This is a genomic window from Methylobacterium brachiatum, assembly GCF_900113845.1.
In the GTDB taxonomy this organism is placed as follows: Bacteria; Pseudomonadota; Alphaproteobacteria; order Rhizobiales; family Beijerinckiaceae; genus Methylobacterium; species Methylobacterium brachiatum.
In genome coordinates this window covers 62096-77857 of sequence record NZ_FOQW01000006.1, presented here as the reverse complement: position 1 = coordinate 77857, position 15762 = coordinate 62096, and the positions used below count along the sequence as shown (strand labels likewise).

The 15762-nt window shown below is 72.0% G+C and carries 15 protein-coding genes; 9 read left to right on the top strand and 6 right to left on the bottom strand.

Translation table 11 applies throughout. The features are described from left to right. Positions 1–6 precede the first annotated feature (6 nt). Entirely contained in the window at positions 7–993 is a 987-nt protein-coding gene (locus BMZ47_RS08475) for an SPFH domain-containing protein (RefSeq protein ID WP_007564533.1), read from the top strand. Positions 994–1004: 11 nt separating this feature from the next. Beyond that, positions 1005–1898, top strand: a complete 894-nt coding sequence (locus BMZ47_RS08470; RefSeq protein ID WP_091860747.1) for an NAD(+)/NADH kinase — start codon at positions 1005–1007, stop codon at positions 1896–1898. 86 nt (positions 1899–1984) lie between these two features. Here the strand turns inward: BMZ47_RS08470 and BMZ47_RS08465 are convergent, their stop codons facing one another. Beyond that, positions 1985–2362 carry a hypothetical protein gene (locus BMZ47_RS08465; protein WP_091860744.1) on the bottom strand — a complete coding sequence of 126 codons (378 nt, stop codon included), beginning with the start codon at positions 2360–2362 and terminating at the stop codon, positions 1985–1987. 134 nt (positions 2363–2496) lie between these two features. On the opposite strand from BMZ47_RS08465, the gene BMZ47_RS08460 reads away from it, so the two are divergent. Beyond that, entirely contained in the window at positions 2497–2874 is a 378-nt protein-coding gene (locus BMZ47_RS08460; protein ID WP_091860741.1) for a PH domain-containing protein, read from the top strand. Between the two features lie 28 nt (positions 2875–2902). Here the strand turns inward: BMZ47_RS08460 and BMZ47_RS08455 are convergent, their stop codons facing one another. From BMZ47_RS08455 to serA, 3 genes are all read right to left on the bottom strand, one after another. Next, complete coding sequence (locus tag BMZ47_RS08455; RefSeq protein WP_007564542.1) at positions 2903–3463, bottom strand: cytochrome b; 561 nt, start codon at positions 3461–3463, stop codon at positions 2903–2905. Next, entirely contained in the window at positions 3460–4515 is a 1056-nt protein-coding gene (locus tag BMZ47_RS08450) for a catalase family peroxidase (RefSeq protein ID WP_091860737.1), read from the bottom strand. Before BMZ47_RS08450 ends, BMZ47_RS08455 begins: the two co-directional genes overlap by 4 nt. A gap of 232 nt (positions 4516–4747) precedes the next feature. After that, positions 4748–5971 (bottom strand): phosphoglycerate dehydrogenase, encoded by a 1224-nt coding sequence (serA, locus tag BMZ47_RS08445; RefSeq protein ID WP_091860734.1) that lies wholly within the window; start codon positions 5969–5971, stop codon positions 4748–4750. Positions 5972–6484: 513 nt separating this feature from the next. Here serA and BMZ47_RS08440 point away from each other — a divergent pair. From BMZ47_RS08440 to BMZ47_RS08415, 6 genes are all read left to right on the top strand, one after another. After that, positions 6485–7528 carry a taurine ABC transporter substrate-binding protein gene (locus BMZ47_RS08440; protein WP_091860731.1) on the top strand — a complete coding sequence of 348 codons (1044 nt, stop codon included), beginning with the start codon at positions 6485–6487 and terminating at the stop codon, positions 7526–7528. A 230-nt stretch (positions 7529–7758) separates the two neighbouring features. Continuing rightward, complete coding sequence (locus tag BMZ47_RS08435; protein ID WP_007564551.1) at positions 7759–8031, top strand: usg protein; 273 nt, start codon at positions 7759–7761, stop codon at positions 8029–8031. Positions 8032–8274: 243 nt separating this feature from the next. After that, complete coding sequence (locus BMZ47_RS08430; RefSeq protein WP_091860727.1) at positions 8275–9231, top strand: GlxA family transcriptional regulator; 957 nt, start codon at positions 8275–8277, stop codon at positions 9229–9231. Between the two features lie 126 nt (positions 9232–9357). After that, positions 9358–9804 (top strand): (2Fe-2S)-binding protein, encoded by a 447-nt coding sequence (locus BMZ47_RS08425; RefSeq protein ID WP_007564555.1) that lies wholly within the window; start codon positions 9358–9360, stop codon positions 9802–9804. Positions 9805–9814: 10 nt separating this feature from the next. After that, complete coding sequence (locus BMZ47_RS08420) at positions 9815–12088, top strand: xanthine dehydrogenase family protein molybdopterin-binding subunit (RefSeq protein WP_091860724.1); 2274 nt, start codon at positions 9815–9817, stop codon at positions 12086–12088. 120 nt (positions 12089–12208) lie between these two features. After that, complete coding sequence (locus BMZ47_RS08415; RefSeq protein WP_244536764.1) at positions 12209–13270, top strand: SLAC1 anion channel family protein; 1062 nt, start codon at positions 12209–12211, stop codon at positions 13268–13270. 30 nt (positions 13271–13300) lie between these two features. On the opposite strand, the gene BMZ47_RS08410 is transcribed toward BMZ47_RS08415, so the two are convergent. Then, complete coding sequence (locus tag BMZ47_RS08410; protein WP_091860721.1) at positions 13301–14302, bottom strand: 4-hydroxyproline epimerase; 1002 nt, start codon at positions 14300–14302, stop codon at positions 13301–13303. A gap of 10 nt (positions 14303–14312) precedes the next feature. After that, positions 14313–15569 carry an NAD(P)/FAD-dependent oxidoreductase gene (locus BMZ47_RS08405; protein ID WP_091860718.1) on the bottom strand — a complete coding sequence of 419 codons (1257 nt, stop codon included), beginning with the start codon at positions 15567–15569 and terminating at the stop codon, positions 14313–14315. Positions 15570–15762: the final 193 nt, after the last annotated feature.

Here is a 15762-nt window from a genome sequence, read left to right as displayed (position 1 = left end):
GATGTCATGGCAACGATCCGCAATATCGGCCTGATCGCCCAGCTGAGGAGCGAGGCGAGCAGCCACATCATCCGCTACCGCGGCGGCCGCGTCCGGGAGAGCGGGCGCGGGCTGGTCTTCTGGTTCCGGCCGGAGACCGCGAGCATCAGCGAGGTGCCGGTGGACGACCGCGAGACGACGCTGTTCGTGCGCGGCCGCAGCCGGGACTTCCAGACCGTGGCGGTCCAGGGGACGATCGGCTGGCACGTGGTCGATCCTGAACTGCTGGCGACCCGCGTCGACTTCTCGATCAACCTCGCCACCGGGCGCCTGCAGGGCGAGCCGATCGAGCGGATCGAGGCGCGCCTCAACGGCATCGCCGGCCAGGCGGTGCTGCAGCACCTCGGCGCGAAGCCGATCGGCGCCCTGCTCGATGCCGGCCCCGAGCCGCTGCGCCTCACCCTGGAGGCGGTCCTGGCCGAGGCCCCGGCCCTCGCCGAGATCGGGGTCGCGGTGGTCTCCGTGCGGCTCACGAACCTCGCGCCGACGAGCGAGCTGGAGCGCGCCCTGCAGACCCCGACCTTCGAGGCCCTGCAGCAGAAGGCCGACGAGGCGACCTTCGCGCGCCGCGCCCTCGCGGTCGAGAAGGAGCGGGCCATCGCGGAGAACGAGCTCGCGACGAAGACCGAGCTCGCCCGGCGCGAGACGCTGCTCATCGCCCAGGAGGCTCAGAACGCCCGCGACCGCGCCGCCGGCCTGGCCGAGGCCCAGGGGCTGGAGGCGGCCGCCGAGGCCGAGCGGATCCGGCTGGTCGAGGGCGCCACGATCGAGGCCGAGCAGCGCCGGGCGGCGATCTACCGGGACATGCCGCCGACCGTGCTGCTCGGGCTGGCTGCCCGAGAGCTGGCCGGCAAGCTCGACACGATCGAGCACCTCAACGTCACGCCCGATCTCCTGGCATCGGCCCTGGGCGAGTTCCGCCGGGCCATGCCCCTGTCGGTCGCGCCGCGCTGAGGAGACGCGCCATGCCCTCCGTCACGCCCCGGGTGGTCTTCGTGACCCGGGACACCGATTACGAGCTGCTGCTCGCCCGGCACGCGACGCGGGGCCAGGTGCGGTTCTTCCTGGAGAGCCGCGGGCAGTCGATCGCGGCGATCGAGGACCGCCACGCGCGCTTCCACGCGGTCCTCGCCCAGGCCCGCGCCACGGTGCCGACCGAGTGGCGGCAGGCGCTGGTGCGGCGCCCCGATCTCGACCGCTTCCTGTTCGCCCCCGAGGACGTCGTGGTCGCGGTCGGCCAGGATGGCTTGGTGGCCAACGTGGCGAAATATCTCGACGGGCAGCCGGTGGTGGGCGTCAATCCGGCGCCCGACCTCTACGACGGCGTGCTGGCCCGCGCCGCCGTGGAGCGCCTGGGCGCCCTGCTGCCGGCGAGCGTCGCCGGCGCGGCACCGATCGAGCACCGCACCATGGTGCAGGCCGTGCTCGACGGCGGCGAGCGGTTGCTCGCCCTGAACGAGATCTTCGTCGGCCATCGCAGCCACCAATCCGCCCGCTACCGGATCGAGGATCACGGCCGGGCCGAGGACCAGTCGTCGAGCGGCCTGATCGTGGCGTCGGGCACCGGCCTGACCGGCTGGGCCCGGTCGATCGCCGAGGCGACCCACATCGCCCTCGATGTCGGCGTGGAGGAGGCTGCGGTCGGCTACTGGGTGCGCGAGCCGTTTGCCAGCGTCGCCACCGCGACGGGCCTGCGCGCGGGCAAGCTCGCCGCCGAGTCCCTCACCGTGACCTCGCGGATGAACGAGGGCGGCGTCGTGTTCGCCGACGGGATCGAGCAGGACTTCCTCGCCTTCGACTGGGGGCGGCGCGTGGCCATCGCCCCCGCGGCCCGGACCCTCAACCTCGTCGTCGCCTGAGGCCGCGCGCCCGAATGCGGAGGGGCCCGCGTCGAGACGCCGGCGATCGCGCGGGGCGATCCGTCAGGGCACAAGCCGCCGGCCCGTCACGCGGCGACGGGCCTGACCACCACGGCCTCGGATTCGACGAGGGTCGCCATGACGCCGGACTGGACCCGGGTGAAGACCGCCTCGCGATCACCCGTGCCCTGCATCAGCACGGCGCAGGAGAGGGCGATGACGTGCGGGGCGCGGTCGGCCCCCGCGGCGAGGAACTCACGGATCGCCGCGGCCAGGGACGCGTCCGGGTCCTCTTCCGGCAGGGTGCTCAGGACATGCGCGCAATCCCGCCGCAGCGCGGCCAGCTCCGTGTCGATGACCGACACCCATTGCCGGGCCTGGTCATAGATGAGCCAGCGCACCGAGCCCGGGGCCGCCGGGGCCAGGCCCGCGAGATAGCGTCGAGCGGCTGCGTCGTCGAACATGCCGGGGGCTTTAGCGCCGGCCCTGCGAAACGCCAACGCGTCGACGGTCCGGTCCGGACCGCCGCCCTGTTGCCGGCGCGGATCCCGGACGGCATGGTGTCGGTCCCGGAACAGGCGAAGCGAGCGTGCGAGCCATGGGTTTGCTGGACGGATTGCTCGGCCACGGCAGCGAGGTCGATGCCGCATCCCTGGAGCGGCGGCTCGCGGGCATCCTGATCGACGGCGAGACCGCGCGCCTGGCGTTCAAGATCATCCGGGACGTGTTCGTGTTCACGGAGCGCCGGATCATCCTGATCGACGTGCAGGGCGTCACCGGCAGCAAGGTCGAGTTCACCTCGATCCCCTACCGGGCGGTGGTCCGCTTCTCGGTGGAGACGGCCGGCACCTTCGACCTCGACGCCGAGCTCAAGATCTGGGTCTCGGGCACGCCCCAGCCGATCGAGCGCACCCTGAAGAAGGGCGCCGACGTGCGCGGCATCCAGCGCGCCCTGGCGGAGGGCGTGCTGCGCTAGCGCCGCGTCCCGACCGCCGGGCGCCGGCTTACCGGGCAGACGCCCCGGTCCGCGATCCGACCGGGGCCATCGCCGCGAACACGCCGTCCCGGCGCACCAGCGCGTGGAACAGCGCCGCCGCGACATGGGTCAGCACGAGGGCGAAGAACGCGAAGGCCAGGTAGGAATGCGCGTTCCAGAGCACCGTATGGAGCGTGGGGTTCTGCGGCACGATCGCGGGCAGACGGAGGCCGCCGTAGAGCACGACCGGGTAGGCGCCGGCCGACAGCATCGCCCATCCGAGCAGCGGCATCGCGACCATGAGCCCGTAGAGCCCGTAATGGGACAGGTGCGCGGCGAGCCGCATCGGGGCCGGCAGGTCCGCCGGCAGGGGCGGCGTCCCGCTTCGCGCCCGCACCGCCAGGCGGATGAGGGCGAGGACGAAGATCGCCACGCCCAGCGTCTTATGGGTCGCCAGCAGCGGCACGTATTTCGGCATGATCGTCGAGACCATGCCGACCCCGATGAAGAACATCGCGATGATGCACACGGCCATCGACCAGTGCAGGAGCCGCTGGAGCCCGGTGAAGCGCTTCGCGTCGGGTGTCATCGCTGCGCCTCCGAGCTGCGCTTGGGATAGTCCTTCGCCTCCGCGGTGCGCAGATCGTAGGATTTCGCGTAGGCCGCCGAGCGCGCCGCCGGGAACGGGTCGTCGGAGACCCGGATGCCGTCCGGCAGGATCGTCGGATCGAAGTTGATGTCGCGGCACGGGCCGTCCGCCTCGGGCTCGATGCGCTCGACCACCAGGGTGCCGGCCTCGATGGTGCGCCGTCCCTCCGGCCAGGCCCGGCTCGGATCCGCTGTCGGGTCGCCAGGCTCGGCGACGGTGAGGATCAGGCTCCAGCGCTGCGGCGCGGCCGCGACCCGCTCGGTGATCTCCTGCTCCAGATAGGCCGCGCCGCGCTTGGCGAGGTCCTCGGGCGTGATCCGCTCCGCCTGCGCCTGCGGGCGGAACGACCAGCGCACCGCCTGCTCGGCGCCGGACGCGTTGGTGAACAGGAAGGCGTTGAGGCTGTTATAGGGCTCCTGCGCGTAGCTCGCGGTCCAGTCGGGGCTCTTGGCCCAGGTGCCGAACGGGGCGAATTCCGGATGCGCGGCCACGAAGCCCGCCATCGCGTTCGGCTTCTTGCTCGCGGGCACCCGCAGCAGGGCGTAGAAGGCCTCCGGGTTGGAGACCGGGAAGACCGGGGCGTTGATCATGGCGGTGCGCCACACCGCGCCGTCCTCCGCGGTGATCTGAAGCCCCAAGCCTCGCACCCGGACGGTGGCATCCGCCGCGCCGGGATTGGGGGTGCCGAGGTTGAACCGCCCCAGCGCCGGATGGCGCCCGGTCTCGAAGGCCCGGGCCCGCGAGAGCGCCGTGCCGTTGCCGTTGGCCTCGAACACGCCGGTGAAGCAGATGCCCTTGGCATGGTTGCGCCGATAGCCGGGAACCGGCCCCGTCGGCGGCGCGAGGGCGTCGACGAGCTTCGTCGGCGTCAGGCGGTCGGGGGAGAGCCAGCCCGCGGTGTAGGCGAACGCGCCAGTCGCGCCGGCGCAGATTGCCGCGATCACGGCGAGGGAGGTCAGGGTCGAGCGTGGCCCCGACGAAGGCAGCGGCATGTGACGGTCTCCCTTGGACGTCGCGCGGCGCCGGCCGCGGACGGCTCCGGCGCGGCGACGAACGATCCCGGTCCCGGACGGCGGCGGAGCCCGGCTCCGCCCGCGTTCGAGGCCTCGTAAGCTGCCAGAAATTTTGAATTCAGGAAAGCTAAGCTTCCTTGCGCCGCCGGATACGGGCTGCGCTCGCCGACGGGCGGGTTTCGGCCCGGGATCTACTGTTCCACGCCCGGGCTCACGCCGCCCGCGGCGCGAGGTGACGGGTGCGCACGGTGCCGTCGATGCCTCGAAGCGCCTGGAGAACCGCATCCGCCTCCGGCAGCTGCACCGAGGCGTCCACCACGACGTAGCCGAATTCGCCGTCGGTCTGCAGGTACTGCGCATCAATGTTGAGCGCGCGGCTCGAGAAGATCGCGTTGATCTTGCCGAGCACGCCCGGCACGTTCCGGTGCACGTGGAGGAAGCGCGCCCCGGACAGGCGCGGCGGCAGCTGCACCTGGGGGAAGTTGACGGCGCCGAGGGTGGAGCCGGTCTGCGCGTAGTCGACCAGCTTGCGGGCGACCTCCGCGCCGATCCGGTCCTGCGCCTCCTCGGTGGACCCGCCGATATGCGGGGTCAGGATGACGTTCGGGAGGCCCTGGAGCGGCGAGACGAATCGCTCCGCGTTGGATGTCGGCTCGACCGGGAAGACATCGATCGCCGCGCCGCCGAGACGCCCGTCCCGCAACGCCTGCGCCAGGGCGTCCAGATCCACCACCGTCCCGCGGCTGTTGTTGATCAGGTAGGCGCCGGGCTTCATCGACCGGATGCGGTCCGCATTCATCAGCCCATGGGTCCCGGGCGTCTCGGGGACGTGCAGGCTGACGACGTCGCTGGCGGCGAGCAGGGCCTCCAGGCTCTCCACGGGCTCGGTGTTCCCGTGCCGCAGCTTGTCGGTCAGGTCGTGGAAGATGACCCGCATGCCCATCGCCTCGGCGAGGTTGGACAGCTGCGAGCCGATATTGCCGTAGCCGACGATCCCGAGGGTCTTGCCGCGGACCTCGAAGGATCCCGAGGCCGACTTGTCCCAGCCGCCCGCATGGGCCGAGGCCGAGCGCGGCAGGATGCGCCGGAGCAGCATGACGATCTCGCCGATCGTGAGTTCGGCGACGCTGCGCGTGTTCGAGAACGGCGCGTTGAAGACCGGCAGCCCGCGGGCCCGGGCGCTCTCGAGGTCGACCTGATTGGTGCCGACGCTGAAGCAGCCGATGGCGGTCAGCTGGGGCAGCGCGTCGAGCAGCGCCGCGGTGATCTTGGTCCGGGACCGGATTCCGAGCACGTTGGTCTCGGCGATGCGCGGCGCGTCGGGCAGGCCGATGGCATGCGAGAGCACCTGGACATCGTCGAGCCCCGCCTGCGCGAAGACCTGACGGGCCGTGGACGCGATGTTCTCGGTCAGGACGATACGATCCGTGGGCAAAACCGGTCCCTCGATGGATGGAAGGGCACAGGTTATCACGTTCCTCGCGAACGGGTTCATACCCGGTCGCCTGCGACGGATGCCGACACGCAGGTCCGCTTTCGTGATGCCCGCGGCGTCACGACATTGGCTGAACCGGGATTTTTCTGTTTTAATACTTAGGTGATCGAAATTTTTGGCCCGAATAAATTTATATAAACTACGCGATGACTTTAGTATTTCATCGATAAAGTAATGTCGCTAACGTTATAGCGCAAAAAGGCGGGCATTTAAGCGGTCGCGTTCGACATGCACAGTCGATCCCGTTGACCTGATCGGCTGCCGGATCACACTGTATCCGCCGCTGCTTCGAGCCGTCCGCTGCCGCACGGCTCCATCCCGCAGGGGGATCGACCGCGTGTATAGGAAAGCTGACATCGGCCGGTGGTGCATCGGCAGTCCGGTTCCCGTCCGCGCCGCCCGCGAGCAGGGGCCGGACGGACGGGCGCGCCCGGACCGCCAAGGCGGCGACCGATGACGCGCGGTCGCGCAAACCCGTCCCGCCGCGGCGTGCTGGCGCTCGGCGCGGGCGCGCTCGGAACGCTTGCCGGGTCGGGCCGCGGCGGCGCCCAGCCGGGTGCAAAGCCCGCCCTGGTCCGAATCGGCCATCTGACGGCTCCCCGGGCCTGGGTGATCGGCAGGCATGACGGCGCGTTCGAGGCCGCGCTGGGCACGCGGGTGGAGTGGTTTCCGTTTCCGTCGGGCGGGCTGGCGCTGCAGATGCTCGCGGCCGGCCGGCTCGACCTCGCGATCTTCGGCAGTGCGCCGATCGTGGCCGGCCTCGGCCGCGGGCTGCCGATCCAGATCCTCGGCTCGCCCGAGGTGGTGGCGACCAGCGAACGCCTCGTGGTCAGGCCCGCGATCACGGAGATCAAGCAATTGGAGGGCAAGCGCATCGCCGTGGCGCCGTCCTCCACCATGGCCTGCGCCCTGGACGCGGTGATCCGGATCAACCGGCTCGACCCCGCTGCGATCAAGCGTCTGCCGCTCGGCCAGCCCGAGACGATCGCCGCCTGGACGCGCGGGGACATCGACGGCACCTACATCAACGGGCCGTTCTGGGGCGACCTGCTCGGTTCGGGCGGACGACAGCTCCTCGTCTCCGGGGATCTCCGGCCGCACGGCTTCCTGTTCTGGAACTCCGCGGTGGTGCGGACGGACTTCGCGCAGCGCTGGCCCGAGACCGTGATCGCCTGGCTGCGGACCGTGCAGGCCCAGCTCGATCGCTACCGGGCGGATCCCGAGGGTACGGCCCGAATCCTGGCCGAGGATTTCGGCGCGCCGTTCGAGCCCCTGCGGGACACCCTGGCCGGCCTGTCCTATCCGACGGCCCAGGAGCAGCTCGGCCCGAAATACTGGGGGCGCACGGCCAAGGCGAACACCGCGCCGTTCCTCAAGGCGCTGTCGGACACCGCCGATTTCCTGATCGAGACCGGCGAGATCAAGCGCGGCGGCATCCCGGCCGCCCTGGGGCCCTTCGTGAACTACGATCTGCTCAACCGCGCCTTTCCGGCGTGAGCCGGCGCTCGCTCCGCCGCGCCGGCACGGATCCGCTCGCGCGGCCCGTTTCGTGCACGGGCCAGCGTGGCGTCAGGCCCGCTGTCAAGCTGAGCGGGCCTGCGCCTCGTGGCGGCCTGGAGCGGTGTGAGCATCCGCAGAAACGCGGAATCGAGGAGCCGCTTCCTTGAGGCGGCAAACGGCCCGGGTTAGCGTACGGCTTCGGTCAACCGGCTTGCGTGAGTTGGGTGATGGCGACCTTGAAAAAGCTTCCCACCTGGATCGAAGGCTACAGCCTGACGACGGCGGAAATTCTTTATCATCTCCCCGATTACCCGAACCTGCTCCAGACCTTCATCTGGCAGCAGCTGGATCTGTTCCCCGATCTTCCCGAACTGAAGAAGTTCCTGGCGTTCTGGCAGGCGCAGCTCGACGGTCCCGTGCATTCCGTGACGGTCATGCATTGTCAGCTCGTGAAGCCGGCTGAATTGCGCGCGGTCTCCGGGGACTTCCTGCTGCACTGAGCTGAATCCCGGCGCGCCGGTCGCGGAGATTCGGCGCGCCGCAGGTTCACGGGCCCGGGCCGCCGGAGGCTCGTCTGCACGCGGGTTCGGTCCCGAGTACCGAGCCAGGTTCGCGCCGCGATCGACCGGTATCCGTTGCACAACCCGCACAGCGCGCGACGGGATGTGCTTCCGCGCGTCGCGCCCTCTCGGAAGGAATGCTAATACAGCCGCTCTTATCGGGGTGGAGCGGAGCGTTTCTTCATGGCAGCGGCCCGTCGCGTCGGCCTCGTCCTCTGCCCCGACTTCGACTTCATGGGCCTGGCCGTGACCTCGCCGTTCGAGATGGCGAATTGGTACGCCGGCGAGCGGCTCTATGACGTCCGCCTCCTGTCGGAGCAGGGCGGCCGGCTCCGGGCCGGCCTCGGCGCCGACGTCGCCACCGAGCCCCTGGCCGAGCCGGACGCCTTCGACACGGTCCTGGTCGCGGCCGGCGTCGGCATCCCGACGACGGCGCCGGGGCTCGCCGCCTATATCCGCGCTGCCGCGCATTCGACCCGCCGGCTCGCCGGCTTGTGCCTGGGGGCCTTCATCCTGGCTGATGCCGGCCTGCTCGACGGGCGGCGCGCCACGACCCACTGGTACTTCGCGCCCCAGTTCCGCGCCCGCTATCCCGCCTGCAAGCTCGACGTCGACAAGATCTACATCGCCGACGACAACATCTGGACCTCCGCGGGCATGTCGGCGGCGCTCGATCTCGCGGTCGGCATGGTCGAGCGCGACCACGGCCGGGACCTCGCCACCTCCGTGGCCCGCGGGCTGGTGATGGAGCGGCGCCGGTCCGGCGGCCAGGCGCAACGCTCGGCCCTGCTCGAGGTCGATCCGCCCACCGATCGGATCCAGACCGTCCTGGCCTATGCGCGCCGCAACCTGCGCAAGCCCCTGACCGCCGAGGATCTGGCGGCGGTGGCCTGCCTGAGCCCGCGCCAGCTGACGCGGCTGTTCCGGGCCGAGACCGGGACCTCGCCGGCCAAGGCCGTCGAGACGATCCGGGTCGAGGCGGCCAAGCTGATGCTGGAGGAGAGCCGGCTGCCCCTGGAGGAGATCGCCCAGGCGGTCGGCTTCGCCAACCGCGAGCGGATGCGCCGGTCGTTCCTCCGGGTCTACGGCGAGGTCCCCCGGGCGATCCGGCAAGCCGCCGGGCCGCTCGCCGTCATGTGAGGCGGACCCGGCCCGCGTGCGGTGCGCGGGCCGTGTCCGAAAACGTGGCCTTTATGGCGTAGGCGGCGGGCACGGCCCTGCTTAAGCAGGGCGCAGGCCCTTGCTGATATTCGGACGGACGCAATCATGGTGAGCCTGACAATCAATGGTCGCCAGCATGCAATCGATGCCGAGCCCGATACGCCATTACTGTTTGTCCTGCGCGATACGCTCGGCCTGACCGGCACCAAGTACGGGTGCGGCATCGGCCAATGCGGCGCCTGCACGGTGCTGCTCGACGGCCAGGCGACGCGCTCCTGCCAGATCCCGATCGAGAGCGTCGGCACGCAATCCGTCGCGACGATCGAGGCGGTCGAGCAGGACGCGGTCGGCCGGAAGGTCGTGGCCGCCTGGGTGGCGCTGCAGGTGCCCCAATGCGGCTATTGCCAGTCGGGCCAGGTCATGGCCGCGACCGCCCTGCTGCAGCAGACGCCGCACCCCACCGAGGCCGACATCGCCGACGCGATGACCAACCTGTGCCGCTGCGGGACCTACAACGCCATCGCCGCCGCCGTGCGGCAGGCCGCGGCCTGAGGAGACCGGCATGGACCAGTTTCTCACAGAGGCCCGCGCGGACGCCGTGACCGTGGTCGAACCGCTCGCGCGGGACGGCGCCCCCGGGGCGTCGCGGCGCGGCTTCCTGGCGGCCGCCGGCAGCGCCCTGGTGCTCAGCGTGGCCCTGCCGGGCCGCAGCGCCCGCGCCCAGGCGCAGGGGCCCGCGGAGGGGGCGGGCGCGATCGCGCCCAAGCCCGGCACCCGGGTTGCCGCCTTCCTGGAGATCCACCCGGACGGCACCGTCAAGCTGCTCAGCCCGTTCGTCGAGGGCGGCCAGGGCATCGCCACCGGCATGGCGCAGATCGTCGGCGAGGAGCTCGACGTGCCGCCCGCGCGCTTCGTCGTGGACTGCGCGCCGCCGGGCCCCGACTACGCCGTGGTGAACGGCCTGCGCATGACCGGCGGCAGCTTCTCGACCCGGTCGAGCTACGCGGTCATGCGCCGGCTCGGGGCCACCGCCCGCGACATGCTGATCCGCGCCGCCGCGGCCCGGCTCAAGGTCCAGGAATCCGAGCTGACCACCCGCGACGGAACCGTGATCCACGCGGCGACCAACCGGTCGCTGCCCTACGGCGATCTCGCGGCCGACGCCCTGTTGCTGAAGCCGAACGAGGCCGTGGAGCTGCGCGATCCGTCGACCTTCCGGTACATCCGCCAGCCGGTCCCGCGGCTCGACGTGCACGACAAGGCGACGGGACGGGCGGTCTACGCGATCGACCAGAAGCTCGACGGCATGCTCTACGCCGCCGTGCAGCACGCGCCGCATCTCGGCACCGAGCCGGAGGCGCTCACCAACGAGGCCGAGATCCGGGCGATGCCGGGCGTCCATTCGGTGCACCGCCTGCCGGGCGCCGTCGCGGTCGCGGCCGACAGCTGGTGGCGGGCCCGCAAGGCGGTCGAGGCGCTCGGCGTGCGCTGGTCCGCGCCCAAGCCCAGCGGCCTCGACACGGTGGCGGCCGACTTCTCGTCCGACGGGATGGTGGCGGCGCTCAAGGCCTCCACCGATCCGGGCCTCCCGGCCGAGGCGGTGGGCGACACGGCCGGCGCCTTCGCCAAGGCCGCCAAGGTGATCGAGGCGGACTACGAGGCGCCCTATCTCGCCCATGCCCAGCTCGAGCCGCCCTCGGCGCTGGCGCGCTTTTCCGAGGACGGGGCGCTCGACCTCTGGCTGCCCAACCAGATGCCGGAGCTGTTCCAGGCGATCGCGGCACAGGTGGCCGGCCTGCAGCCCGCCCAGGTGCGGATCCACTCGCCGATGCTCGGCGGCTTCTTCGGCCGCCACTTCGCCTACGGGCCCGGCAACCCGTTCCCGCAGGCGATCCGCCTCGCGCAGGCGACCCGGCGCCCGGTGAAGGTGCTGTGGTCGCGCGAGGAGGAGTTCCGCTCGGACGCCCTGCGCCCGCTCAGCTACAGCCGCTTCCGCGCCGCCCTCGACGCCCAGGGGCGGCCCAGCGCCATCGAGGTCCGCACCGTCGGCGAGGGGCCGATCGGGCGCTATTTCGGCGCGCTGTTCAAGAACCCGGTCGATTCCTCGGCCGTGGAGGGGATCGTCGAGAAGCCCTACGCCATCCCGAACCGGCGGATGACCTTCACCAAGCTCGCCCACCCAGTCACCATCGCGTTCTGGCGTTCCGTCGGCCATTCGATGAACGACGCATTCTACGAGAGCTTCCTCGACGAGATCGCGCAGGCGGGCGGCCAGGACCCGTTCGCGCTGCGCCAGGCGCTCCTCAAGGACAGCCCGCGCCACCTGGCGCTGCTGACGGCGGTGGCCGAGATGTCCGGCGGCTGGCAGCGCGGCCCCTATGCGGCCGGGGGCGGCATGCGCGCCCGCGGCCTGGCCATGGCCTCGCCCTTCGGGTCGGAGACGGCCACGATCGCAGAGGTCTCGGTCGAGGGCGGCGAGGCCCGGGTCCACACCCTGTGGATCGCGTTCGATCCCGGCAGCGTGGTCAACCCGGCGATCGTGCGGGCGCAGGTCGAGTCGGCCGCCGCCCTGGGCCTCTCCTCGGTGCTGTTCGAGCAGATCGTCTACCGCGACGGCGTGCGCCAGGCGCAGAACTTCGACACCTACCCGATCCTGCGCCGGGAGCACATGCCGGCGGTCCATGTGCGCATCGTCGAGAGCGGCGCCCCGATGGGCGGCGTCGGCGAGCCGGGCCTGCCCGGCGTGCCGCCCGCCGTGCTGAACGCCATCGCGGCCCTGACCGGCCAGCGGATCCGCGCCCTGCCGGTCGCCAACACCAAGCTCTCCGCGGCCTGACGGCGGCGGTTTGCAGGACCGTCCGAGCGCTCGGGCGGGGAGGGGGGCACGCGCCGTCTTGCGCGCCCCCGTGACGGCCGGCACCCGACGGGGTGGCCGGCCTGGAAAGGGAGTCAGCCGATGCTGGATGTGGTCGACCGGGCCGAGCGGATCGCGGAACCCTCCGAGGCCGCCCTGACCGCGCACAAGGCCCCCGAGGCCCCGCCGGCCACCCCGGCGGGCTGGCAGCAGCTCGAAGTGCTGCCGGTCGGCCTGTTCGCCGCCGTGATGGGCCTGACCGGCCTCAGCGTCGCCTGGAGCCTGGCCCAGGCCCGCTACGCCGCGCCGGCCTGGATCGCCGACGTCCTGGGATGGGCGGCGCTGGCCGCCTTCGTGGCGATCGCGGCGGGCTATGCCGTGAAGGCCGCCATCGCCCCGCAGGCGGTGCGCGCCGAGTTCGTCCATCCGATCGCCGGCAACCTGTTCGGGACGCCGCTGATCAGCCTGCTGCTCCTGCCCATCCCGCTGGCGCGGGCCAACCTCCTCGCCGCGCAAATCCTGTGGGTCCTGGGCGCCGTCGGCATGACCGTGTTCGCCTGGCTGATCGTGACCCGCTGGCTGAGCGAGCGCCAGCAGGCGGCGCACGCGACGCCGGCCTGGATCGTCCCGGTGGTCGGCCTGCTCGACGTGCCGCTCGCCCTGCCGGGGCTGGGCCTGCCGCCGATGCACGCGGTCATGATGTTCGGGCTCGCGGTCGGCCTGTTCTTCGCGGTGCCGTTGTTCACGCTGATCCTGTCGCGGCTGCTGTTCGAGGCGCCGCTGCCGGTGGCGCTCCAGCCGGCTCTGCTGATCCTGATCGCCCCCTTCGCGGTCGGGTTCTCGACCTACGTGGCGACCACCGGGACGATCGACCTGTTCGCGGAGGCGCTCTACACCGTCGCGCTGTTCCTGCTGGCGGTGCTGCTGCCCAAGCTCGCCCGGCTCGTCCAGGCCTGCCCGTTCCGGGTCGCCTGGTGGGCGGTGAGCTTCCCGCTCGCCGCCGCGGCGGTCGCGTCCCTGCGCATCGCGGCGGCGCGGCCGGGCGCGCTCGCCGACGGCACCGCCCTGGCGCTCCTGGGGCTGGCGACGCTGGTGATCCTGTGGCTGCTCGGCCGGACCCTGGCCGGCCTCGCCCGCGGCGAGCTGCGCACCCTGACCCAGTGAGGCCGGACGCGCATCCGGGCGACGGACGCGCTACGCCACCACGAACCCGTGCGCGAACGGATCGCGGTCGTCGATGAAGATCGTGTTGATCCCGGTCTGGCGCGCCCAGCCGGCCACCGAGGGCACGATCGCGGGCTTGCCGGCCACCGTGGTCGCGGCCTCGACCCGGCCGTGGAACAGCGAGCCGATGATCGATTCGTGCACGAAGGCGTCGCCCACCGCGAGCCGGCCCTTGGCGGCGAGCTGCGCCATCCGGGCCGAGGTGCCGGTGCCGCAGGGCGAGCGGTCGATCGCCTTGTCGCCGTAGAACACGGCGTTGCGGGCCTGGGCCTCGGGATGGCGCGGCGCGCCGGTCCACAGGATGTGGGACAGGCCCCGGATCTCCGGATGCTCCGGATGGATGAAGTCGTATTGGGCGTTGAGCGCCGCCCGCAGGCGCGGCGACAGGGCGATGAGCGCGCCGGCGGAATGGTCGGCCATGTCCCGGAAGTTCTTCTGCGGCTCGACGATCGCGTAGAAGTTGCCCCCGTAGGCCACGTCCACCACGATCTCGCCGAACCCCTCGACCTGGGCGGTCAGCCCTTCGGCGTGCAGGAAGGCCGGCACGTTGCGCAGCCGCACCTCCTCCACGAAGCGGCCCTCCTGCCGATAGGTCACCTCCACCCGGCCGGCGGGGGCGTCGATGGCGAGCTTGCCCGGCTCCCGCGGGCTGACCAGGCCGTTCTCGATCGCCATCGTGACCGTGCCGATCGTGCCGTGGCCGCACATCGGCAGGCAGCCGCTGGTCTCGATGAACAGCACCGCCACGTCGCAATCGGGCCGGGTCGGCGGATACAGGATCGCGCCCGACATCATGTCGTGGCCCCGGGGCTCGAACATCAGCCCGGTGCGGATCCAGTCGAAGGCGCGCAGGAAATGGGCGCGCTTCTCCAGCATGGTCTGGCCCTCGAGGATCGGGCCGCCGCCCGAGACCAGGCGGACCGGGTTGCCGCAGGTATGGCCGTCGAGGCACGAGAAGGTGTGGTTCGTCATCGTGGAAGCCCTATCGGAAGCGCTGGGGCGAGAACGGCACGAGATCGATCGCCGGCGCCGCGCCGGTGACGAGGTCGGCGACGAGGCGGGCCGTGCCGGCCGACTGGGTCAGCCCGAGATGGCCATGCCCGAAGGCGTAGACGACCCGGCGGGTCGCCGCGGCATGGCCGATCGCCGGCAGGGAATCGGGCAGGGACGGCCGGAAGCCCATCCAGGGCCGGCCGCCCTCGGTGTCCAGGCCCGGCAGGAAGGCCTTCGCCTTGCGCAGCATCGCCGCCGAGCGCCGGAAATCAGGCGGCCGGTCGAGGCCGCCGAGCTCCACCGCGCCGCCGACCCGGATGCCGGAGGACAGGCGGGTGACCACGAAGCCGTGGCCGCCGAAGGTGACCTGAGTGCGCAGGTCGAGGGCGCCCGCGGGCAGGGTCGTGTTGTAGCCGCGCTCGGTCTCCAGCGGGATCCGCTCGCCGAGGCTGCGGGCGATCCGGTGCGAGAACGCCCCGGCCGCGACCACGACCTGCGCGGCTCGGCGGGTCCCGGCCTCCGTCACGAGGGTGACCCCGTCCTCCGCGGGCCGGAGCGCCGTCACGGCGGCGCGCTCGATCGTGCCGCCCTCCGCTTGCAGGCGCTCGGCCAAGACGAGCACGTAATCCTTCGGGTCGGCGATCGAGAACCAGCCGGGGGTGAACGTCCCGTGCGTGAAGCGCGGTGACAGGCCGGGCTGGAGCGCCGCCATGCCGGCGGCGTCGAGATGCGTGAAGGCGATGCCGTGATCGGCCCGCACCTGCCAGCCCGGCAGCGCGGCCTCGAACTCGGCCTGCCCCTCGTAGACCTGGAGGTTGCCGTCCTTGCGCAGCATCGCCCGGGTGCCCGTGGCGTCGAGAAACGGCTCCAGCGCAGCCCGCGAAACATCCATCAGCGCGGTCTGGGCGTCCGTCGCCCGGCGGACCCGCTCGGGCGCGCAGGCCCGCCAGAAGCGCAGCATCCAGGGCAGGATCCGGGGCGCGTAGGCCGGCGGCACCGAGAGCGGCCCGAGCGGGTCGAGCAGCCAGCGTGGCGCCTTCCGGAGGATACCCGGCGAAGCCAGCGGCAGGATGTCGGAGAACGCGAAGGCCCCGGCATTGCCGGCGCTCGCCCCGGCCGCCGGGCCCTCGCGGTCGAGCACCGTGACCGACAGGCCCCGGGCGCGCAGGGCCAGCGCTGCGGACAGGCCGATGACGCCCGCGCCGATGACGACCACGTCGCGCGGCCGGGAAGGAGACGCGCCCATCCTAACGGGCCGCCGAAGGCCGGCACGCGCCGCGGGGTCGTCGGGGGCCGCGCCGCCCGCCCCCCGGGCCGATCCCGAGCCTGGTCCCCCGATGGAAGATTCGTCGCGCGTCCCACATGCAGATCATGATGCCCCCGGACGGCCAGGAAGCATAGTTCGGGCCGCGCCCAGGCATCGAGCTTTAATGGTCTCG